Consider the following 20,952-nt stretch of genomic DNA (forward strand, 5'->3'; position numbering starts at 1 on the left):
TGGTCAGATGCAATACTTATTGTAGTGTTTGGTAGTATTCAAAATGGCTACAGACATCCCGTAATTCATTATATTTCGGTAGCTTCTCCTTTGTAAAAAGGGAAAACCATATTGCTTCTTGTATTAGTATTTCTTACTTCGTAGTCAACTTGTATTAAAACTTCCCCCTGAAGCTCTTCCTGAGTATCAATTTCAATACTTAGAATATTGATTCTGGGCTCATGATATAAAATAGCACGCTCCACGATTCCTTTCATTTGGGTAATCAGTGTTAAGTCCAGAGGTTTAAAGAGCATTTCCTGCAAGTCACACCCGTAGTTTGGGAACATGACACGTTCACCAGGGCGTGTTGACAATAAAATCTTAAGGCTGTTATTGATGTCTTCTACATCTGTGGTCATGACCAGTTTTCCTTCAGTCTCGTTAAACTCAGGCGGAAAACTCCAGCCTGTTCCTAAAAAATCTGTATTTATTTTCATACGTTATTTGTTATATTGAATGTTCACATCTTGCATCTGTGCATAGAGTTTTTGGTTATTCTAACCGTTTTATTATTGATGTTTTACATTTTTATGTTGAGTCAGATTCTATGGATATGGGAGCTTATGATGGTATTCAAAGCTGCCTTCCCTATTATCCGCCTATTAAAACAGTAGCATCACCTGCGGTTATTACTCCTCCATGAGCGGTAGAATCTCCCATTCTAGCGGCAGGTTTCCCGCCTATCAAAACACTTGAAGATCCTGACGCAATGGTGTCCGGTGGCCCTGTACACACTGCTTTGTCTCCTTGTCTTGCTGCAGGCATTCCGCCAATAAGTACCGTGGGTTCTCCTGCCGGAATGATAGGACCTCCTACATGGGGAACTGTTCCCGTTACCATAGGACAGGTATGCATATCTGTAATTCTTGCTGCCGGTTTCATGATTATTAATTAATTTTAACTTGAGATCCTTTTACTACGGTTACTGCTCCTGATTTAAGTTCCGAACCAGAACTTCCTTCTGCTTTGAACTGAGCGCTTGCTTTTACATTGATGTTCTTCCCTTCCATACTGATATCACCCTTTGCTTTGATCTTGATGTCTTTCCCGCTTTCCATACTAATACCCTCTTTGTTAAGAGTAAGAATATTAGAATGTTCGTCTTCGATTTTAATAACATCTGCATCTTCATCTACGATCACTTTTTTACCTTTTGGGGTTTCAAGCGTATAAGAAATTTTGTCATCGTTAAAGATCATTTTCATTTCGCTTCGGGTCACAAATCCTTTTTCATGGTTATCATCAGAAGCTACAATGGGAGCCGGTTTTGCACTGCTGTTCAGCATTCCAAGTACCACGGCATCATTGGGATCATCATTAATAAATCCGATAATGACTTCGTCTCCGATTTCCGGTCTGAAGAATGATCCTCTGTTTTCTCCGGCATCAAGGGTGGCTATTCTTGCCCAAATCCCTTCTTCCTCGTTATTGATGATAGGAATCTGTACTAAAATTCTATCTTCTCCGTCCGGATCTGATTCCAATTGTGACACTACTCCTACATGCAATCCGCTTATGGCAGGAATAATTCCTGAACCCGGCATTTCACTTACATCATAGGTTTCTGAGAACCATGTTGGAGAAAGTCCGAACTGAGCGTCTACCAGCCAATTTCCTTCAGCTATTTCATGACGGACACCGGTTATGTATATTTTCCCGTTGAATCGGTTTCCAACTCCTTGCAGGGTCAACGTAACTCCCGGTTTTACAGATGGAATTCCCTGGAACTTTACTCTTCCTCTTGTTTTGGCTAATTGCTGGAAAGTTGCTTTAGCATCGCCCCATTCCTGTAGTTCCCCTTGGGTAAGATTTCCACCATGTTTAAGCTGCAGGTCTTCGATTCCGAAAACATCTGCTAAATCACCTGATGAAAGGTTTCCGTTGAGGTTGATGGCAGGATCCTGAGCTTCCACTTCAGTCAGTTCCTGATCGGTATAGCTCCATGTTTTGGCTGTAATCTTGTTGAACTGGTCTCTGGCGTCAATTTCTCCATCAAATTCATGTACAGATGACCCGTAAACCACTGTTTCTACCGCTTCACCACTAAAATCAGGTCTAGCGATTTTGATGGTTCCATCTTCCACCGAACAAAGTTTACCATTGGCCTGTGCCCTGGTGAGCATAAAATCCCAATCAGAAGCCTGGTATTGAACCAATTCCTTATGCGAATTCGAAGTCGTTTCAACATCAGCAGTAAGCCCATTATTACCAACCAATTCTTCAATAACATCACTGTCTGTGCTTTCGTAGAAATATTTGCTTTTTCTTCCTAAGGTCATTTTTACAGCCTTATCTCTGCATTCTACAATCAGATAAGAAGAACCGTTTCTGATTTGGATATTGTGCTTTACGACAACTCCTTTAAAAATGGTTTCCTCTTCAGAATGGTATCCAGCGGTGATCTCAATTTCTTTTCCGGGAATTAACAGATCTTCATTACTGAGCTTGAAATCCTGCTCCGGTACACTTCCGTCTAAAATAACAATGCGGGCATAAGGAATTCTGTTGAATTCTTTTTCCACGATAATGTTTTTCACTCCGTACTTCCCCGGCAGTTCTGTGCCTCCAGACATCACCTTATAGGTAACTAAATCTGGATTTTTTGCTGTTTGTATGTATCCGCTATTATTCATGTTATGAAACTTTTTCTAATGGCGGAAAGAATAATTCCTGCCCTGGTTTTAGCTGTCTGAAATTGACAAGGTTATTTACTTTAGCTACCTCCAGATAGTATTTGGAATCTCCGTAAATTCTTTCGGTCATTAAGGGCAGTGTATCGCCGGCTTGTACTGTTCTTTTGTGGGTAAGATCCGGAGATTGCAGATTTTCAATTTTACCGGCAAGTTTCGGACTTGTTGATTCACTGAACGTTGCCTTTCCTATAACTCTTAAAGGCTGGCCTTCATTGTCAAATAGCTTATATTCTAACGTTAATTCAGAAAGCACTCCTTTAAATTCAAAACTACCCCAGTTAAGGATAACATTATAGGGCTTATGGATAGAGCCTTCGAGCTCACCTGTCGCCTTATAAAAATCTTCAATCTGTTTTGTTACAGCTGTTTTCGCAAAAGATTTTCCTTTAATTTTATTGATCAGTTTAATACCGGAATTTGCTTCCGTAACTCCTGTCCCATCAAATAGGAATTCTAATTGTAAATCAGGTGAAGCTGATGAGGTATAGCCTAAATTAGGTTTAGAATTACCATCTGCCTGGTCTTTATTATATTTCGTTTTATAGGTCATGGAAAAACCTGTCGGATTGATAAAAGCTTTAAAAGCACCGCTCTGAATTCTTTTATCATAATCAGAGTTTTCGTAGGTTCCGATTGTCAGTTTTTGAATTGCTCCTCTCATTATCTTTCTTTTTTACGGTGTTCTATCTTTGCTGCCTGTTCTACACTTTCGCTGATGGCACGCATAAGCTGTGCTTCATCTACTGATGTGGCAGTTGTAGTTGCTGCTGCTTTTTCGTCCACATTTATTTTAATGTGAAGCTCTTTTATTTCTATTGGCATTTCGTTTGTTTTTTAATGATCATTAATATTCAAAACACTAATAACCAATGATTTAACATGTTTATTTAAAAAAAAATCCAAGCACATGAAGGGTGTGTTCAGTCTCTGTTATAGACCAATCTGTTGTTTTTTTATGAAAAAAGATTTGGGTAAAATTTATCTTTAAACTAACACACGTTCAAGTGCTTAGATTTGATTTAGAAATTACAAGCCTAAGCTTGCTAACGATGAGGGTATTGTGAAATATCTATATTTCAGTTCTATTGTTTCAATAGCAAGTTTGCTTTCTTCTGCGTTGAATTCGGATACTTCCCATCTTACGGGGTATGCTCCCACTACATTCCAAACCATTAGGGGCGCTGTAGACTGAATCCCGCCTGAAAGAGTTATGATCAGGTCTCTGGGTTCAAACTGGAAGTTTTCCATCGCATTTCTACACCAGCTTATCAATCCGGAACTTACGATTAACCCACGCTTAAGAACTAAATTAGGATATTTGGGTCTCAAAGGAAGTTGGTGTGTAAACCTGTTTTCGCCTCCTTCGGCATATTCTTCAGTTCCAATTTCTGTTGATAAACCAGATATAGATTGAAATCTGGAGTCAATACCCTCTGTTGTTGAAATCCCATTAACAATAAAAGAGAAACTGGTTGGAGGATATAAAACTGCCATGATTAGTTATTTTCAATAGTTAATCCTTCGTGTGCAATTTCTAAGGTTTCGATAGCCACCTCATTACCTTCAGCTTTCAGGTCTGTTGATTGCAATTTAAGCGGGAATGCATTTTTCACTTTCCACGTTACTGCAGGAGCTCCTGTTTCATCTAAAAGGGAAATCGTGATAGATCTGCGTTCTACTGTACTTAGCTGAATGCTTTGGAACCAATCGAAATATTCGTTATCAGTTTTGAAAGTTCCTCTTTTTAAGGTGATGTTACTGAAAGTTTTCATTCCAGGCATCTTAATCTTACTGAAATCAGGGCTTGCGCCATGTCTGTATTCAATTAAGGCTGCTTCAACATTTAAACCGCTTACTTCCTGAAATCCTACTTTTGTTCCTCCCCAATCTACTTCAAAGGCAAACTTTACTAATGGATATGTACTCATAATATTTTTATATTTAATTGTTATTTAATTGATTTTATGCTTCCTGTAATTTGTGTGAGAAACGTAACACGATAAATTCAGCAGGACGAACTGCAGCCATACCGATCTCGATGTTCATTCTTCCTTCTAAAATATCCTGAGCCGACATTGTTTTGTGCAGACCAACGCTTACATAATAAGCTTCTTCAGGCTTGCTTCCTGCTAATGCACCATCTCTCCATTGCTGATCAAGGAAATTCTCGATCATAGCCTGTACACGAACCCATGTATTGGCAGTATTCGGTTCAAAAACGAAACGTTCTGTAGCTTTCTTCACAGACTCTTCTACCATGTTGAAGAATCTACGTACAGGTACATATTTCCATTCGTTACTGTTTCCGTCTAATGTTCTTGCTCCCCAGACTAATGTTCCTTTTCCTGTAAAAGTTCTGATCGCGTTGATTGATTTTCCTGCTACCGCATCTACGTTCAATCCTTCTTGCTCTTCATGAGAAATTTTCGCTACAGGTGCCAATACATTGCTGATTGCTAAGTTGGCAGGTGCTTTCCATACTCCGGAAGTGCTGTCTACTTTAGCATAAATTCCAGCCATTGATGATGATGGAGCCAATACCACTCTTTTAGATGCAATGACTGCCTGAGCCTGATTGTATAATGCTGAGCTTTTTGATTTCAACCATGCTAAATTATTTTCATTCTGAGGCATTGTAACGTCTACAAGTGCTCCTGCAGCATTGATTTCTTTATAGCTATCGATTTTAACATCTTTATCATCAAAGCTATAGCTTAACACTGTTTCTAATTTCGGATAATAGGCAGCTCCATATTTTAATCCTGTAGCGTTTACTCCAGCTCTAAAAGCAGCAGCATCTTCAAAAACATCCATAATCACGAATCTGTCTTTCAAGTCTTCTGCCTGATCCAAAGCTTTATTGTATAGTTTATAAGCATCTGCTCCTAGAACTTCAGCATCCGGGAAAACAATAAGTGTTGGTTCGTCTTCTTTTTCTAAGGATTTTAATCCAAACCATAAACCGCCGACAAGTGTTTCGGTTCCTAAGGCAGGAGTTTTATCATAATCTGCCACTGAAACAACATAACATGGACCTCCACCATTAGCAAAGTACATTTGCATCGCATAATGCATTTTATAAGGACTTAGTTTGGCGTTGTCTACTTTTGCTGTTACCACAGTATCTTCAATTGAAATAGAGATCGCTGTTTTTTCATTTTTTGCTCCTCCAAAAATGGTTTCGTATTCCAACATAGAAGAGATTCTTGTCGGTTCATTTCTTGGTCCTTTATCCGTATGTCCGATAAAAGCAGGGATAGCTGTTTCTACTTGTGCTACAGAGGGTGGGAATTTCGCAATTTCTTCTACGTAAACTCCAGGTGTTTTGTAATTCATTTGTTAAAAATTTTAAAGTTAATATTAGTTATTTTCAATAGTTAATCCTTCGTGGGCAATTTCTAAGGTTTCGATAGCCACCTCGTTACCTTCAGCTTTCAGATCTGTTGATTGTAATTTAAGCGGGAATGCATTTTTCACTTTCCACGTTACTGCAGGAGCTCCTGTTTCATCTAAAAGGGAAATCGTGATAGATCTGCGTTCTACTGTACTTAGCTGAATGCTTTGGAACCAATCGAAATATTCGTTATCAGTTTTGAAAGTTCCTCTTTTTAAGGTGATGTTACTGAAAGTTTTCATTCCAGGCATTTTAATCTTACTGAAATCAGGACTTGCGCCATGTCTGTATTCAATTAAGGCTGCTTCAACATTTAAACCGCTGACTTCCTGAAAACCTACTTTTGTTCCGCCCCAATCTACTTCAAAGGCAAACTTTACTAATGGATATGTACTCATAATTTATTTTTAATTTTAATTGTTATTTAATTGATTTTATGCTTCCTGTAATTTGTGTGAAAAATTGAGTACGATAAATTCAGCAGGACGAACTGCAGCCATACCGATTTCGATGTTCATTCTTCCTTCTAAAATATCCTGAGCCGACATTGTTTTGTGCAGACCAATACTTACGTAATAAGCTTCTTCTGGCTTGCTTCCGGCTAATGCACCGTCTCTCCACTGCTGATCAAGGAAATTCTCGATCATAGCCTGTACACGAGTCCATGTATTGGCTGTATTCGGTTCAAAGACGAAACGTTCTGTCGCTTTCTTCACGGACTCTTCTACCATGTTGAAAAATCTACGTACAGAGACATATCTCCATTCGTTACTGTTTCCATCTAATGTTCTTGCACCCCAGACTAATGTTCCTTTTCCTGCAAAAGTTCTGATCGCGTTGATTGATTTTCCTGAGGTAGCATCTACATTAAGCAGATCCTGTTCTTTGTTGGAGATTTTTACTGCCGGTACATCTACCAGGCTAAGCCCTAGATTAGCTGGTGATTTCCATACTCCGGAAGTACTGTCTACTTTGGCATAAACTCCGGCAATTGCTGATGACGGTGCCAGTACTACTGACGCAGACTGAATTGCTTGTTTAGCCTGATTATACATTTCAGAATTAGCAATCTTCAATTCTGCTAAAGTTGTGATACCAGATGCACCGGTAACTGAAACATCAGCATCTTTGAAATCATAGCTTAAAACAGTCTTCAGTTTTGGATAATAAGCCGCACCATATTTAAGACCTGTAGAAGTTACTTTGTCTCTAAAAGCAGCAGCGTCTTGAAGAATATCCATAATGACGAATCTGTCTTTTAATAATTCTGCCTGATCTAAAGCCTTATTGTACAAAGCATAGATTTTGCCGATAGCAACAGAATTACCTGCTCTGGAAGTTACAAGACTGCTCGCAGCAAGAGCATCAGTCTCCATAGTAGAAGCTGTAGTAAAATCTGTTTCAAGAGCAGTAGCAACAGCCTGAGCAGCAGCCTTAACCGTAGCTACCGTAGCATTAGCAACAGCTGCAGCCACCTTAACTGCGGCTACAACAGCCTGACCACCCTTAGCACCAGCAATCTGTAAATCGTTAGGATTAGCAACATTAAACTCAGCTGCCTTAGCAACTGCAGCAGCAACTGCAGCGTCTACATTAGCACCTGCAACAGCATCTGCAACAACGCCAGCAATACCTTTAGCGGCAGAAGCAACATTTTTAGCATATACCGTTTTAGTAACAACAGCCTGAGCAGCAGTAATATCAGCAGCAGAAGGAGCTAAACTTTGAAGATCCGGGAAAACGATCAGAGTAGGCTCATCTTCTTTTTTTAGTAATTCAAGACCGGATAAAAAAGCTTCTGCTGGCGCAGGGGCACCTACAGCCTCTGGACTTTTATAATCTCCTACAGAAACAATATAACAAGGACCACCACCATTGGCAAAATACATCTGCATGGCATAATACATTTTAAAGTCGCTTACCTTAGTTGGAATTGCTGTTGCAGCACCATCTTTGAAAGCTACAGCGAAAATTTCCGGGTTTGCTTTTCCAAAAATTTCTTCATACTCCAACATCGAAGCAATTCTTGTTGGTTTATTTTTCGGTCCATCCGCTGTATACCCAATAAAAGCAGGGATAGCCGTTTCAACTTGCGCTACGGAAGGGGGAAATTTTCCTTGTTCCTCCACGTAAACTCCAGGGGTTTTGTAATTCATTTTAAAAAATTTTACGTTAATATTAATTATTCCTCGAAGTAGAACTTCGGGTATTTATTCGTGATTGATTTATTGATTTTAACTTTCTAGAACTGTTGCAATTTGTGCGAGAAGTTGAGTACAATAAACTCTGCAGGGCGCACTAATGCTATTTTAAGGTCTACATTCATGATAGTAGTTCCTTCTACTCCTTTCACTGTTACTTCATAAGCTTCTTTCGGAGTACTTCCTGCCAATGCACCCTCCATCCATTGCTGGTTAAGAAAATTTTCCAGCATTGTTTTTGCACGTAACCATGTGTGAGGGATATTAGGCTCATTCATAAACTTGTTGAGGGCATCGTTCACCGATTGTCTGATCATATTATAATAGCGGCGTACATGTACATACTTCCATTCGTTATCTTTCCCTTCATCATTTTTATCTTTTCCTTCAAGAGTTCTTGCTCCCCAGATTAAAGTACCTTTTCCTGTAAAAGTTCTGATCGCATTGATTGATTTCCCTAAATCATCTATATTTAAAGCAGCCTGTTCCTGATCTGAAATTTTTTCTGTCGGAATAATGACATGGCTGATATTGATATTTGCCGGAGCTTTCCACACTCCTCTTGTACTGTCTATTCTGCCGTATGCGCCTGCTATTGCTGATGATGGCGGTAAAACAACTTTTAATGACTGTATTTCTTTTTTCACCTGATTGTATAATGCCGAATTGGATGATTCCAGATTTTTAAGGGTAATCCCGTCTGCATCTCCTTTTTCGTCTTGTACCCCGAGAATTGCCGTTTTTAAATCAGTAAACTCTCCAGTGAAACCAGGTGCATTTTCATCTGAGCCATCAGGGATCATAAAATCATCTATTGTTCCGTCATAAATGGCTTCTAATACAATCTGTGCCTCAGAAATTGCTACGGTTAAAGCATTTTTCTTATTACCCGCATCAGCATTTTCATTTACTTCTTCTGCTATCGCAATAGCCTGACCTAATAAATCAGCAAGAACGTAAGCATCCGCAGACCCGGTTGAGATTTCGGCACTCGCCAAACTTTTTAATTCATCTAAAGCAGCAGCCTCCCCCGCATAAAAAAGAGTACTTTCTTGTCCTGCTTTTTGTAAACCGGTATGTACTATAGGTGTATTAGTCTCATCAAAAGTATAATTCAAAATGGTTTTCAGGTGAGGAAAGTAAGCTGCCGCATGATTAGTCGGGTTTACTTTATTTCTAAAAGATTCAATCGTGGTAAGATTGTCTGATTGGATAACAGAATTTCCGTAATAAGTATCCAGTATAACAAACCTGTTTTTAGTCTCATCTTTAGCTTTATCAATAGCCTGATTGTAAATACTATAAAACTCAGATTCATTGGTGAGCGAAATAGCATCAGGGAAAATAATAAGAATGGGCTCTTTAATTTTTTTATGATCAATTTTAGCCAATCCCGCTTCCAATGAGGATAATTGTACTTGTGCTGATGTATAATCCCCTACAGAAATGATATAACACGGTCCACCGCCATTGGCAAAATACATTTGCAATGAATAATACATTAAAAATTGTGCATGAGGTGCTACAATAGTTGCTCCTTTGCCTTCTACATCCTGCAGCTGGATATTTTCTTCTTTTGCTTTTCCAAAATATTGCTCATATTCTAAAAGAGAACGGATTATGAAGGGCTCATTAGACCCAACAGGGAGTAATTCGGTATACCCGATAAATGCTGGCATAGCCGTTTCTATGTAGGCAACTGAGTATGGAAGTTTCGTAATTTCTTCAACAGAAACACCTGGTGTTGCTGGATTTAACATGTTCAAAAGTTTAAAGGGTTATTAGTTTTTAGTTTTTTAGTTTTTGTTTTTATGATTAATCAACTTTAATACTCTGTATATTAATGTCATTAATTAATTTAACAGGAACTACCTCCTTAGCTGCAATTTTTATCACACTGATTTTATATAAAGCAGAAGGCATTATTTTTCCGCCTAATAAACCCCAGACGTAACTTAGCTGTTCAAAGGGAATGGAATGCAGTTCAATTCTGAAGCTGAAATTATTTTCAGGCTCAAGATCAACATACTCCAGAACATTCTTGGCCTGAAATACTTCAATAACTTTCGAAATACTCAGTAAAGATTTGCTGTACGTACTTCTATTGGCAGCGATCATTACATATAGATTTAAGTAAGCAGGAGTACTTTCCTTATCATATCGGACCGGATTATTTTCCACCACAACCGGCTGATATCTTGATCTGTTTTTCAATGTTGATTCTTCCTCAATATTGAGCAGACTAATTACCACTTTGTTACTAAGTCCTTCAGTGTTTTCATCATGTTTTGCGATGTCATCAACGATAGCAATTTCAATCTCACTAGGAACGTTAGGATCCCATAAACCATCCGGAGCATTTAGCTGATTTTTTAAAACTGTTAATACTTTATTAATCATAATTTCTGTTCTTAATTATTATGGTGCAAACATACAATCACACCCCCTCAAAAGACAAATATTTTGGGCGCTCAATACAGTCTTTGCAGTAAATAGGATTTTAATTCTTATCAAAGAAAACTAAAAACAACACCATTAATACACTGAAGATAAATGTGTTAAAAACGATATTTAAAAATCAAATTTTAACCTGAAGATTTTTCGCCTCCCATGATGGGCAAATTTCAGTCTGCCAATTGAACTTTATTCTGCTTAAAAAAAACATTGTATTTCAACCTATGATTATCCCGGCTGTTTTTAGTGGTCCTGCATTTTTTGAATGGTACATTATCGAATAGGATGATTGATTGCCTAAAGTACAAGTTCTCCAAAAAAACATAGGCTTTCCTGATGAAAAAGATCAACTTTTCTGCATGCGGTAATTTCGAGAAAATATAAATCTGAATCCTTAGGATATGATTTTGTCTTTTACTGCAAAGACAGAATAGAGCGGCCTTATAATTCGAAAAATAGGATCTCTTCTTTCTAATTTTGACCCAATAATTTTAAAAACATTAATCATATGAACATTAAAAATCTTTTCAGTAAACGCAATGAAATCATTGGCGGTCATTTTAATGAACTACGTTCAAAATTGGGTGTAGCAGATCAAAATGAAGAAGCTATTTTCTCTTTAAGGGAAGAAATCTGTAATGCATGTCCTTTAAAAAACGGCAACAATTGCAACGCAATGAAATGGCTCAATCCAGAGACTCTGGAAGTGATAGATGGTCCAAAAGATGGATTTGTAAGAGGCTGCGGATGCAGATTGAGTGCCAAGCAGAGATCAAGATTCAGTCTTTGTCCTGCAGGTTTCTGGGGTGGAGAATTCGACAAAAAGTAGAACAGTTTGACGATTCTTAATATTGTATCATTTAAACCTATTTAATGTGAAACAAAATCATATCATTCAGAAAGTTTTTCTTGAAATTACCGTCAACAACAAAGAAAAGGCACTTCGTATAAAAGATGATATTAATAGCTTTTTGTCTATTGATGTTTTCCCGGAAATAGAAAAGCATATCAAAGCTTTAGAATATAAGTTGGCTGGTCATACCCTGCAGATTCCCCGTTTAGAATTAAATGTGGAAGTAAAAAGCAGCACATTAAATACGGAGTTAAAGTGGCAAATAGCTGAACTCTTTAAAGATGAATTGTCAGAAATTACTAAACCCGTTGAACCTTCCCATCAGGAAACAGAAAGTGATCCTAAATCCTATCTGATAGATCATCAGGAAAAGATGCTCAAAGCATTGATCTATTTTTTAGAAAAAGGAACTATGCCCTGGTGGAGCTCGGAGAGCAATACGATATCTATTCTGGAACCAGCGGTTTTTGATCACCTTATTTTGGCCACCGGCTTTCAAAAAAGTATCATAGCTGCTTTATCAAAAGAAAATGTCCGAAACCGGCTTATCAATCAGTTTTCCAATGAACAAATTGCACAATTATGCCTGGCAGTTTTGAAAAATAAGAAACTGGTCATCAACCTGGAGTCTGGTACAATACGTCATTTATCGAAACTGAGTCATGCGGGTAGAAATGCAGTATGGCATTTGGTCTTCAATGTCATATCGGAGTATCTGAATACATCCAATAATCATCCCCGGGAATATCTTTTACAAGCAATTTCAACAATAGAACAGATTGGTTTATCAACAACAAAAAACAATCATCAGAACAGGAAAACAATAGTTAAGATATTCCCCTTTATTACAGAACATGAAATTTCTGAAAACATCAGAACAAATGCAGCAGATCAGCCTGAAAATACAAGTCATTCAATAGAAACCATTCAGGAAAAAAATGCAATCATTCAGAAAGAGGTAAACCAGAATGAGGGACAATACATTCCAAATGCAGGGCTTATTTTGATCCATCCATTCATCAAACCTCTGTTTGAGCATTGTGAACTCCTGGATCCCAAAACCCAGCAGCTCCTTGATCCTGAATTGTGTGCCCACCTACTGCATTATATCGCCACCGGAAAAACAAATGCTCCTGAATATGACATGATTTTTGAAAAATTCCTGTGTAATATCCCGATGCATCAAACCATTAACAGGCATATTAAACTTTCACGAAAGCATAAATCGCAGGCTAAAAATGTCATAGAAAGTGTACAGTACAACTGGGCTCCCATGAAAAAATCATCTGCAGCATTACTACAGAATGAGTTTTTCCAGCGCCCGGGGAAATTAGTCATCACCGACTCTGATAATACCCTTATTGTAGAACGAAAGACACAGGATATTCTTCTTGAAAAACTTTCCTGGGGAATTGGCCTCGTAAAACTCCCCTGGCAGAAAAAATTCATATTCGTAAACTGGTGATAACAGGTTACATTTTCTAATACTCTACAACTTTCCAAATACTCTGAAGTTGCTGATTTTACATCAGCAATACCCTCACTGCAACCCTATTAATTCAAAATAAGATTATGAAATCTCCTAATAACCATGAACACTCACCATTAATAAAAACAAATATTAATGAAAAAACAGAAGTAATCAATCCTTTATTTCAAGCCAATCCTGTCAATCATAACTCTTTAAATGAAGAAATGAAATGGTTGCAATCGCTTATAGAAAAACGATGCAAAGAATTATTTCTGGAAGATGAGACAGCGTTGAATATTGGCTATGAAATACCTGAAACTCCGGAATCAGATGATCAATCTCCCTATTCTGTTACAATAAATACCCACCAGCTTACTGTTCTGGACAGAATCATCTTGGCGCTGGGCATTGCTTCGGCTCATTATCCGTCTATCCTGAAAACATTTGTACAGATAGAAGAAAGCAGCAATGCATTTGCTATTGAAGCAGGTGGTGAATATGATAGAATCAGCCGCAGCTTTAAACCAACATTTCAAACCGCACTTTTTTTACTGGCAGGTAAAGATTTATCACTGTGGTCTCAGTATGGTGCACAACTCGTCAATGGCAGTGTACTATTGAAAAATGATATTATTTACAATCGTTCTTCAACAGAATTTATTCATGGAAAAATTGAATTGGATACCGCTTATCTCAATTATTTCTTATCAGGGCAGAAACCACAGCTGGATCATGGTTCTTACTTTCCCGGCAGGCTTTACAAGTCTGATCTCACCATGGATGATATTATTTTGGAAGATAATGTGAGAGATCAGATAAAACCCATCGGACATTATATCAAAGCATTGGAAAATGGCTTTTTCAAAACCAATGAGCATAGTTTCAAACCAGGCTTCATTGCTTTATTCTACGGTGCACCGGGAACGGGAAAAACAATGCTGGCCGGAATTCTTGCCAACACCTATGGTATTGATATGTACCATGTAGATCTCTCGCAGGTAGTAAGCAAATACATTGGTGAAACGGAGAAAAATCTTGAAGTGTTATTCAACAGGCTGCAGGGTAAAAACTGTATGTTGTTTTTTGACGAAGCTGACGCTTTGTTTGGGAAACGTTCTGATGTAAAAGATGCCCACGACCGATACGCCAACCAGGAGGTCTCCTATTTATTGCAACGAATAGAAAAGTTTGACGGACTAACAATTCTGGCTTCCAATTTTGAAAACAATATGGATGATGCTTTCAAGCGCCGTATAGATGTTTCCGTCAATGTAATACGTCCTACAGAGACTACCAGAAAAGCCCTTTGGGAGCATTATTTGCCTAAAAACATAACTTTTGAAAGTAATGACCTTTTACAACATTTAACCAAAGAATATACCTATACCGGAGCCAATATCCGAAACATTATGAAAAATGTAGCGATGGCATTGCATGACCGTAATGAAACCAGCATTACCTATTCGTTAATAAGCACTTATTTAATGATAGAAAACGAAAAGGCTTTTGGAAAAAATCAATCCCGCCTCAGCCCATTTGTACAAAAACAAGAATAAAAAACTCATCTAATAACCAATAACATGAGCAGACACAAAAAAACATTTGCACCCAGGGCCGGCAGGTCCGGGAAGCAAAACACCAATAGTAAAGAGGATAAAGATAAGCATGAGCCAATCACCGATCAGGACAGCAAAATATCTCTCGCCAAGACAGAATCTACCCAAATAACATACGAACCTTTAAAAAACAGAGCATTCAATAAAGTAGAAAAAAATGCGTCTGTCATTCAATTATTTGACAAAGGGCAGCATGTTTCAACACTTCATAACGCCCTTAATAAATTAGGACATAAAACCCCTGAAAATAAGAATCTTTTCTGGAACGAAACAAAGACCGGGATCATCAATTTTCAACGTAAGAATAATATCAATACTTCGGGCACTCTTAATAGGGAAACCTTGCTGAAAATGAATGAAGCATTGAATTTCTTAAACAGTCGGAAAGAAGCTGGACTTCCTGTTTCTGAACGTGCAAAAATGTTGTACGAAGCCTTTGAGCACAGAACACTGGGGATTTTTGCAGGAACTGATGAAGATAAAGTTTTTACGGCTTTAGAAAAACTTTCCTATGAAGAAAGATACGAGCTTATTCAATATTATGACGCAACATACAAACCTAAAAGAAAAGTAGGGTTAGTACAGGATTTATATGAAGAATTAGGCAACAAAGATTTATTTAAGGCTATCCGGTTATTATATGCAAACTATGAAGAGCCACAACCACAGCTGGAGCCAGAGCCGGCAAACCCCGAAGGTGAGCTGTTGCAGGAAGTGGTTGTCACAGGTAAAGGATCATGGATTAAGCCTAAGACAAAGTATGCCATAGAAGGACAGCCTATAGAGTTTGATTGTACCTATCAATATGACACCCCTGTTATGTATGCTGAAGGAAACAAGCCTAAAGTTCCTGAAGTTGTCCGAAAAGTATTGATCCAGAATGATGGCAGAGTGTACAATCTGTTTGAATACCCTTTTAGAAAGGACACTAAAACTTTCAGACAGGATGGAACAGTAATCAGCCAGTTTTCCATTAATACCCATCAACCAGGGAACTTTACATTTGTTTTCATCATAGAAAATACTCTAACAAAGGAATTCAGAGCTCATATCAAAGAATATCAGGTTAAGACCCTTGAAGCAGCAGCAGCTGGTGATTTGAAAAAGAATAAAATTCAAAATTATTCAGATTTCAGACAACAGGTAGCCTTTATTGAGTTCAATCTTTCAAAAGGAGCAACTGAAGAGCAGAAAAGCAATCCGAATTTCTTTATTAAATCCGAATCTAAAAACCCTGAAGAAATTGGAAGTGTTTCTCCTAATCATGTTCCACGTTTGTATTATTCGATTAAAGGACAACCTATTCCTAAAGATCATCATTATTTCTGGTTTGCTGAAATCAATACTCCAAAAGAAATGGGAGTAGAATATGCTAAAAATGCAGATGTCTACGGTTATAAAAGAGGAGAATATTTCGGTAAAGATGGCTGGAATATGAATTCGGCACAGGCAACAGCTACTTTTGTAAACTCACTAACAGGAGTTTATACCATTCATTGTCTGGTATTAGACAAAAATAATAATCTGACAGGTCAGGAAGCATCTTACCGACAGGTTATCTTACCAAAGGATGATTATCAGGCTCTAAAAAACATCCGAGACTATAAGAAAAACATTGACAGAAGCTTTAATAGTATTGCTCCCCAAACAGCATTAGCTATTAATGCCGTAGCCATCAATGAGGAAACAACAGAAACCTTGTCACTCAATTTGTTTATAGGAAAAAGCAAAAAGAATCCAGGCAATTATGTATTAACAGATCTTACTCCAGGCGTACAGCACCAACGTACTTATGAAGGAAATAATTTAAAAGATTTATTTGAAGAATTTGACAGCAGAAACACCTATCCGGATGGTATTCTGGCTTATGAAATTCCGTCCAATACATTAGGTTATCCTACTCTAAAAGGGAATTTCACTACTAACGGAGCATCATTCATGGAATCGCTTTCCACCGGAGCGGGTTGGGCTTCTTTAGGTTTCGCAGTAGCAGGATTGGTAGCCTCATTTACGCCGGCAGCACCTATTGCACCTTACTTATTTATAGCTGCAGGTGCCACAGGTGCCACTTCCGGAACCGCCAGCATTATTGATAAAGTACAAAAAGGAACATTAACCAACGAAACCCTGGCTTTGGATGTCATTATGATAGCTTCCAGCTTTTTAGGGATGGCAGGCTCATTATCCAGCATCGCTAAGGCTTCTTCTATTATAAAAATTTCATCAACCGGAATGCAGTATATCATTTTAACTGATTTTGCCCTTAATGGTACTGCTGCAGTGATGATTACAGCTGATGGCTTAGAAAGCATACAAGATATCCATGATAATAAAAACTTAACTACTGCAGAAAAAATAGATGCTATAGTTAAAATTTTAGGACAGTTGACATTAACTGCAGGATTGGTAATGCTAAGCAGTAAAAACTTAAAAGGAGGAGAATTAGAGAAACTGCCAAAGGTAAAAAGACAAACATCGAAGCAAACCTCCAAAAAATCTTATAATCCGGAGCAGCATAGTGAATTTATTGATACACCTAAAAATTTAACAGGTGGAAAATCACCTAAAAATACAGCCAGCAATAAACCAGCAGTACACGCTCTGGAGAATACTTACAAACAACCCAATTTTAACCAGTTCCTAAAATCCGTTGAAACCGGTTTCCCATCTGATGAAATCGCAAAACAGGCTTATGATTTATTTAAAAATAAAAACTGGAAACAATTAGAACAATTGTTTACGGATAAGAATCTCAATGGAAACTGGCCTCCAAACCGTGGAGCAACAAGCACCATAGAAGTTACCTTAAAAGAAGGAAGTATTTTTGACAGATACGGCGGATGGATCGATGAAAATGGAGTTTTCCAGGATAAAGGAACCTTTGCAGGAAAAGATGGTACTCCTTATACAGACAGAGCTTTATCTAAAGGGACAGATAGTAAACCATATACAAGGTATAAAGTTTTAAAAGACATACCTCTAGTCAGTGAAGGAGAAATCATTCCTTGGTTTGGAGAAAAAGGTGGAGGTATTCAATATGAACTTCCGGTATCTATCAATGATTTAATAAAAGAAGGATATATAAAACCTATTGGTAAAGCACCAAAAAACACTACTTTAGCTGAGTCAAAAGTTATTACAGAAGGTGAACATACATCAGGAATTAAAGACGTAGGAGAAGAAAATACACCAATCAATAGCAAGGAAGAGGTAGTTCAGGTTGAAAAAGTAAAAACCACAGGATATCCAGAAGATCAATTGACTTCAACAGGAAAAAATAAGCCTCCGCTTACTCCCGAAGAACTACAAAGATTAATTGATTGGCAGAACTATAGAAATAATTTCTTAAAGAAATGGAGGGATTTGGATTTTTCTCATCATTTACAGGATTTAAAGAGAAAGCTTGAGAAAGCTCGAAACAGTATTAAAAAAAATCTAACACCAGATGATTTAGCTGCTGTAATTAAGGAGAAAAGAGGAGAGCAAATTTTAGATTCAAATGGAACTCCTTATGATCATCTGGCTGAAAATGAACAAGCAATGAACAGTATTATAAATGCTACGAAAGCTTTAAAAAGCCAAATGTCTAAAAATCCATTAAACTATCAGGAATTTGAAGATTTACTAAAAGATTTAAGTAAATTAAAAGAAGAAATAAATAAAACAATAAAAAATTAATTACAAATATCATGAATGTAAAAGAAATGCAGCAATTACTGGAAAATGAATCAGACGGAAACGAATTATATGATTTGCTAATAGATTGCGGAAAAAAATATTCTTGGACACCTCAGGAAAAAAATCAATTAAAGAATACTATTGTAAAAATATGTGACGATCCCAACGAACAGGCACGTAGTGCATCCATCAGAGTTTTGTGCTTTTATTGGGGAATGGACGAATTTAGAGATAAAGCATGGGAAATGTTTTCTTATGATAAAGATGACGATGTACGATCAGATGCCCTGATAAGTTGGGCAAACACATATCGTAACCAGAATAAAGCATCAGTTATGAAAACACTTTATTCAATTCTCGAAAATAAAAATACTGAAGTTAATATTAGGGAAACAGCTTACCGATGTATATTTTATGTATCTCCTTTAACCCCTGAAAACAGACCAAACCAAATTTCAGATTGGGATCATTTTGATGAAAATGTTGATTGGAAGTTAATAGAAAAATTGATTTCAGAAGCACAATAATTTTAAATTGAAGCTTAAAGAACATATCCTTTAGTAAATTATTATATTAAATCTAAACTAAAAAAATATGATCAGAAAAAACAAAATAACCAGGCAAAAATTATTTGATGGCGATGAACAAGAATGCCTAAAAGAAATTTTTGAAATTGAAAATCAGAAAATCAAATTGATTGATTTTTACAACAGTCCGTTAAGAGATTTAAAAAAAGAAATAGATGATGAAAGCTTTGAAACCATCATCAGAGAAAGTCAATTTAATGTAAAAAATACTTTTATAGAAAAATTTGTATCTGAAGAGGGATTAGAAGTTCATTATCTGAAAAAGGATGATGTGATCTATCTGTTTTCATATGGAGAATTTCAGCCCGGAAGGTATATGCTGTTTTTAGAAGGCATTTATCAATAAGTAAAAAATACAATCAGAGCAGATTATTTCTGCTCTGATTTTTTATCTGAAAACCTCATCAATATTACAATAAATCAGTTTTATCAATCCGCACCCGTTTTCATCTTCCTTTTCTCTTCAAGATCAGAAACTCATACAGTTGCCACAATTTTTATTTCGACAAGCTGCTCAGGTAATGCAAGCCCGCTTACTCCAACCATTGTACTGGCAACAGCTTTAGGGTTATCGTAAAATTCTGTTTTGAAATTTTTCCTCGCCTCAAACGCCGTCGTCATATCCATTGCATAGATCACTTCTTCCACCACATTTTCCATCGTCATATCATATCTTGACAATAATTCTTTGATGTTTGCATAAGTTTGTTTCATTTGTGCTTCCATTCCTTCCGCTAATTCACCTTTCTTGTTGTGACCTAACTGACCGGAAATCCAAACGGTATTTCCTTTTTTTACCGCCTGTGCATACCCGTAGATATCTTCCCAAGGCATTCCCAAGCCTTCTGCTGTTTTGTTTTCCTGTAACATTTTTTTATTGTTTAAATTAATAAGGCAAATATAGAACTGATAAAAATCTCAGAAATTGAACTGGTTTAATAAATGACTTTTTCTTTTATTCTAAATAAAAAGGTGATTTACACATTCTGTATAAACCATCCTAAGAATTTTTTGAATTTTTGCTTTCACTTCGAGAAAGGTAAATTTTCTTCTTATTATTTCTGTTTTTCTTTAATAGCTAAACGTTTCCTGATTGTACTCACAAACTCCTTAGAAACACCAAGGTATGATGCAATATAATACTGCGCCACACGCTGCGGGATAGTAGGATAAACCCTGATAAATTCCAGATAACGGTCAGTCGCAGGTTGAGAAATTGTATTAATAAGGCGGTTTTGAAGGGTTACCACATACCGCTGCATCATCAGCCGGAATGCTCTTTCAAACTTCGGAACCTTCTGCAGTAATTCCTCTTTAGTTTCAGGATTCAAAATATAAATTTCGGTATCTTCCAGGGCTTCTATAAAAATCTTCGAAGGTGTTTTATTATTAAAAGAATCAATATCCGTAATCCACCAATCTTCAACAGCAAACAGAAGGGTCACTTCAAAACCGTTTTCATCAAGATAATAAGTTCGCGTACAGCCCTGTCTTATAAAACCTTCAAACTGACAAATTTCTCCTTCGCGCAGAAGGTGTGTTTTCTTTGGGTACTTCTGAAGTGTGAGCAAGCCTTCATAAATGTTTTCCTCTTCTTCTGTTAAAGTAACAAATCGTGAGATGTTTTTGATAATATTTTGAAACATAAATTTATTTTACGACTGCAAATTAGACAAAAGTGTGTAAACTTCAATCTTCGGGAGCCCGCTTCCACAGCCGTAATGAACAATTATCTTCCCATTTTTGGTTTATATTTTTACAAAAATTTTCAATCTCATTTTCAAACTTTTTTACAATCCTGAACTCAGCAAAATACTATCTGCTTCATTTTCTTTGACATAACGCAGGTAAACTCTTTCATCATGTTGTATTTTCCCTTTTCAACCTCCATTATTTTCGATCATTCTTTTTAGAATTTCATGTTTTTTTTATAATCGTAAAAAAATTGGGTGACTGTGTTAGT

General features: G+C 37.0%; 20 protein-coding genes. 6 read left to right on the top strand and 14 right to left on the bottom strand.

Features of this window, described 5'->3' with window-relative positions:
• Positions 1 to 68: 68 nt before the first annotated feature.
• From ACMA47_RS19340 to ACMA47_RS19395, 12 genes are all read right to left on the bottom strand, one after another.
• Entirely contained in the window at positions 69 to 479 is a 411-nt protein-coding gene (locus ACMA47_RS19340) for a GPW/gp25 family protein (RefSeq protein ID WP_034699502.1), read from the bottom strand.
• 154 nt (positions 480 to 633) lie between these two features.
• Positions 634 to 924: a PAAR domain-containing protein gene (locus ACMA47_RS19345; RefSeq protein ID WP_034699500.1), complete on the bottom strand. Its 291-nt coding sequence runs from the start codon at positions 922 to 924 to the stop codon at positions 634 to 636.
• A gap of 5 nt (positions 925 to 929) precedes the next feature.
• Entirely contained in the window at positions 930 to 2,675 is a 1,746-nt protein-coding gene (gene vgrG / locus ACMA47_RS19350) for a type VI secretion system tip protein VgrG (protein WP_413931090.1), read from the bottom strand.
• Between the two features lies 1 nt (position 2,676).
• Positions 2,677 to 3,396, bottom strand: a complete 720-nt coding sequence (locus ACMA47_RS19355; protein WP_413931091.1) for a CIS tube protein — start codon at positions 3,394 to 3,396, stop codon at positions 2,677 to 2,679.
• Entirely contained in the window at positions 3,396 to 3,557 is a 162-nt protein-coding gene (locus ACMA47_RS19360) for a DUF5908 family protein (protein ID WP_413931092.1), read from the bottom strand. Before ACMA47_RS19360 ends, ACMA47_RS19355 begins: the two co-directional genes overlap by 1 nt.
• 204 nt (positions 3,558 to 3,761) lie before the next feature.
• Positions 3,762 to 4,229 (bottom strand): phage tail protein, encoded by a 468-nt coding sequence (locus ACMA47_RS19365; RefSeq protein WP_047388278.1) that lies wholly within the window; start codon positions 4,227 to 4,229, stop codon positions 3,762 to 3,764.
• Between the two features lie 2 nt (positions 4,230 to 4,231).
• Positions 4,232 to 4,663: a phage tail protein gene (locus tag ACMA47_RS19370; RefSeq protein WP_034699490.1), complete on the bottom strand. Its 432-nt coding sequence runs from the start codon at positions 4,661 to 4,663 to the stop codon at positions 4,232 to 4,234.
• Between the two features lie 34 nt (positions 4,664 to 4,697).
• Entirely contained in the window at positions 4,698 to 6,071 is a 1,374-nt protein-coding gene (locus tag ACMA47_RS19375; RefSeq protein WP_413931093.1) for a phage tail sheath family protein, read from the bottom strand.
• Between the two features lie 24 nt (positions 6,072 to 6,095).
• Positions 6,096 to 6,527: a phage tail protein gene (locus ACMA47_RS19380; protein WP_034699490.1), complete on the bottom strand. Its 432-nt coding sequence runs from the start codon at positions 6,525 to 6,527 to the stop codon at positions 6,096 to 6,098.
• Positions 6,528 to 6,563: 36 nt separating this feature from the next.
• Positions 6,564 to 8,285: a phage tail sheath family protein gene (locus ACMA47_RS19385; RefSeq protein ID WP_413931094.1), complete on the bottom strand. Its 1,722-nt coding sequence runs from the start codon at positions 8,283 to 8,285 to the stop codon at positions 6,564 to 6,566.
• A gap of 86 nt (positions 8,286 to 8,371) precedes the next feature.
• Positions 8,372 to 10,090 (bottom strand): phage tail sheath family protein, encoded by a 1,719-nt coding sequence (locus tag ACMA47_RS19390; protein ID WP_413931095.1) that lies wholly within the window; start codon positions 10,088 to 10,090, stop codon positions 8,372 to 8,374.
• A 55-nt stretch (positions 10,091 to 10,145) separates the two neighbouring features.
• Entirely contained in the window at positions 10,146 to 10,730 is a 585-nt protein-coding gene (locus tag ACMA47_RS19395) for a DUF4255 domain-containing protein (RefSeq protein ID WP_051934615.1), read from the bottom strand.
• Between the two features lie 562 nt (positions 10,731 to 11,292).
• Between ACMA47_RS19395 and ACMA47_RS19400 the strand changes: the two genes are divergently transcribed.
• From ACMA47_RS19400 to ACMA47_RS19425, 6 genes are all read left to right on the top strand, one after another.
• On the top strand, positions 11,293 to 11,613 hold the full coding sequence (locus tag ACMA47_RS19400) for a hypothetical protein (RefSeq protein WP_034699477.1): 321 nt from the start codon (positions 11,293 to 11,295) through the stop codon (positions 11,611 to 11,613).
• Between the two features lie 46 nt (positions 11,614 to 11,659).
• Positions 11,660 to 13,102, top strand: a complete 1,443-nt coding sequence (locus ACMA47_RS19405) for a contractile injection system tape measure protein (protein WP_413931096.1) — start codon at positions 11,660 to 11,662, stop codon at positions 13,100 to 13,102.
• Positions 13,103 to 13,209: 107 nt separating this feature from the next.
• Complete coding sequence (locus ACMA47_RS19410; protein WP_413931097.1) at positions 13,210 to 14,664, top strand: ATP-binding protein; 1,455 nt, start codon at positions 13,210 to 13,212, stop codon at positions 14,662 to 14,664.
• Positions 14,665 to 14,688: 24 nt separating this feature from the next.
• Positions 14,689 to 18,402, top strand: coding sequence for a glycohydrolase toxin TNT-related protein (locus ACMA47_RS19415; protein ID WP_413931098.1), 3,714 nt, complete (start codon positions 14,689 to 14,691; stop codon positions 18,400 to 18,402).
• An 11-nt stretch (positions 18,403 to 18,413) separates the two neighbouring features.
• Positions 18,414 to 18,929 (top strand): hypothetical protein, encoded by a 516-nt coding sequence (locus ACMA47_RS19420; RefSeq protein WP_413931099.1) that lies wholly within the window; start codon positions 18,414 to 18,416, stop codon positions 18,927 to 18,929.
• 67 nt (positions 18,930 to 18,996) lie between these two features.
• The gene (locus ACMA47_RS19425) at positions 18,997 to 19,335 is read left to right on the top strand and encodes a hypothetical protein (RefSeq protein ID WP_413931100.1); all 339 of its coding nucleotides are present in this window, start codon (positions 18,997 to 18,999) and stop codon (positions 19,333 to 19,335) included.
• A gap of 131 nt (positions 19,336 to 19,466) precedes the next feature.
• On the opposite strand, the gene ACMA47_RS19430 is transcribed toward ACMA47_RS19425, so the two are convergent.
• Together ACMA47_RS19430 and ACMA47_RS19435 are read right to left on the bottom strand one after the other, a co-directional pair.
• Entirely contained in the window at positions 19,467 to 19,859 is a 393-nt protein-coding gene (locus ACMA47_RS19430) for a Rid family hydrolase (RefSeq protein WP_413931101.1), read from the bottom strand.
• Positions 19,860 to 20,044: 185 nt separating this feature from the next.
• Positions 20,045 to 20,635, bottom strand: a complete 591-nt coding sequence (locus ACMA47_RS19435; protein ID WP_413931102.1) for a Crp/Fnr family transcriptional regulator — start codon at positions 20,633 to 20,635, stop codon at positions 20,045 to 20,047.
• Positions 20,636 to 20,952 lie beyond the last annotated feature (317 nt).

This window comes from Chryseobacterium sp. T20, from assembly GCF_047345655.1.
Taxonomy (GTDB): Bacteria; Bacteroidota; Bacteroidia; order Flavobacteriales; family Weeksellaceae; genus Chryseobacterium.

Coding starts and splice junctions, on each gene's coding strand:
- ACMA47_RS19360 (WP_413931092.1), bottom strand. CDS start 3,557: ATGCCAATAGAAATAAAAGAGCTTCACATTAAAATAAATGTGGACGAA.
- ACMA47_RS19390 (WP_413931095.1), bottom strand. CDS start 10,090: ATGTTAAATCCAGCAACACCAGGTGTTTCTGTTGAAGAAATTACGAAA.
- ACMA47_RS19415 (WP_413931098.1), top strand. CDS start 14,689: ATGAGCAGACACAAAAAAACATTTGCACCCAGGGCCGGCAGGTCCGGG.
- ACMA47_RS19385 (WP_413931094.1), bottom strand. CDS start 8,285: ATGAATTACAAAACCCCTGGAGTTTACGTGGAGGAACAAGGAAAATTT.
- ACMA47_RS19395 (WP_051934615.1), bottom strand. CDS start 10,730: ATGATTAATAAAGTATTAACAGTTTTAAAAAATCAGCTAAATGCTCCG.
- ACMA47_RS19370 (WP_034699490.1), bottom strand. CDS start 4,663: ATGAGTACATATCCATTAGTAAAGTTTGCCTTTGAAGTAGATTGGGGA.
- ACMA47_RS19340 (WP_034699502.1), bottom strand. CDS start 479: ATGAAAATAAATACAGATTTTTTAGGAACAGGCTGGAGTTTTCCGCCT.
- ACMA47_RS19375 (WP_413931093.1), bottom strand. CDS start 6,071: ATGAATTACAAAACACCTGGAGTTTACGTAGAAGAAATTGCGAAATTC.
- vgrG (WP_413931090.1), bottom strand. CDS start 2,675: ATGAATAATAGCGGATACATACAAACAGCAAAAAATCCAGATTTAGTT.
- ACMA47_RS19425 (WP_413931100.1), top strand. CDS start 18,997: ATGATCAGAAAAAACAAAATAACCAGGCAAAAATTATTTGATGGCGAT.
- ACMA47_RS19355 (WP_413931091.1), bottom strand. CDS start 3,396: ATGAGAGGAGCAATTCAAAAACTGACAATCGGAACCTACGAAAACTCT.
- ACMA47_RS19435 (WP_413931102.1), bottom strand. CDS start 20,635: ATGTTTCAAAATATTATCAAAAACATCTCACGATTTGTTACTTTAACA.
- ACMA47_RS19380 (WP_034699490.1), bottom strand. CDS start 6,527: ATGAGTACATATCCATTAGTAAAGTTTGCCTTTGAAGTAGATTGGGGC.
- ACMA47_RS19420 (WP_413931099.1), top strand. CDS start 18,414: ATGAATGTAAAAGAAATGCAGCAATTACTGGAAAATGAATCAGACGGA.
- ACMA47_RS19345 (WP_034699500.1), bottom strand. CDS start 924: ATGAAACCGGCAGCAAGAATTACAGATATGCATACCTGTCCTATGGTA.
- ACMA47_RS19365 (WP_047388278.1), bottom strand. CDS start 4,229: ATGGCAGTTTTATATCCTCCAACCAGTTTCTCTTTTATTGTTAATGGG.
- ACMA47_RS19400 (WP_034699477.1), top strand. CDS start 11,293: ATGAACATTAAAAATCTTTTCAGTAAACGCAATGAAATCATTGGCGGT.
- ACMA47_RS19410 (WP_413931097.1), top strand. CDS start 13,210: ATGAAATCTCCTAATAACCATGAACACTCACCATTAATAAAAACAAAT.
- ACMA47_RS19430 (WP_413931101.1), bottom strand. CDS start 19,859: ATGTTACAGGAAAACAAAACAGCAGAAGGCTTGGGAATGCCTTGGGAA.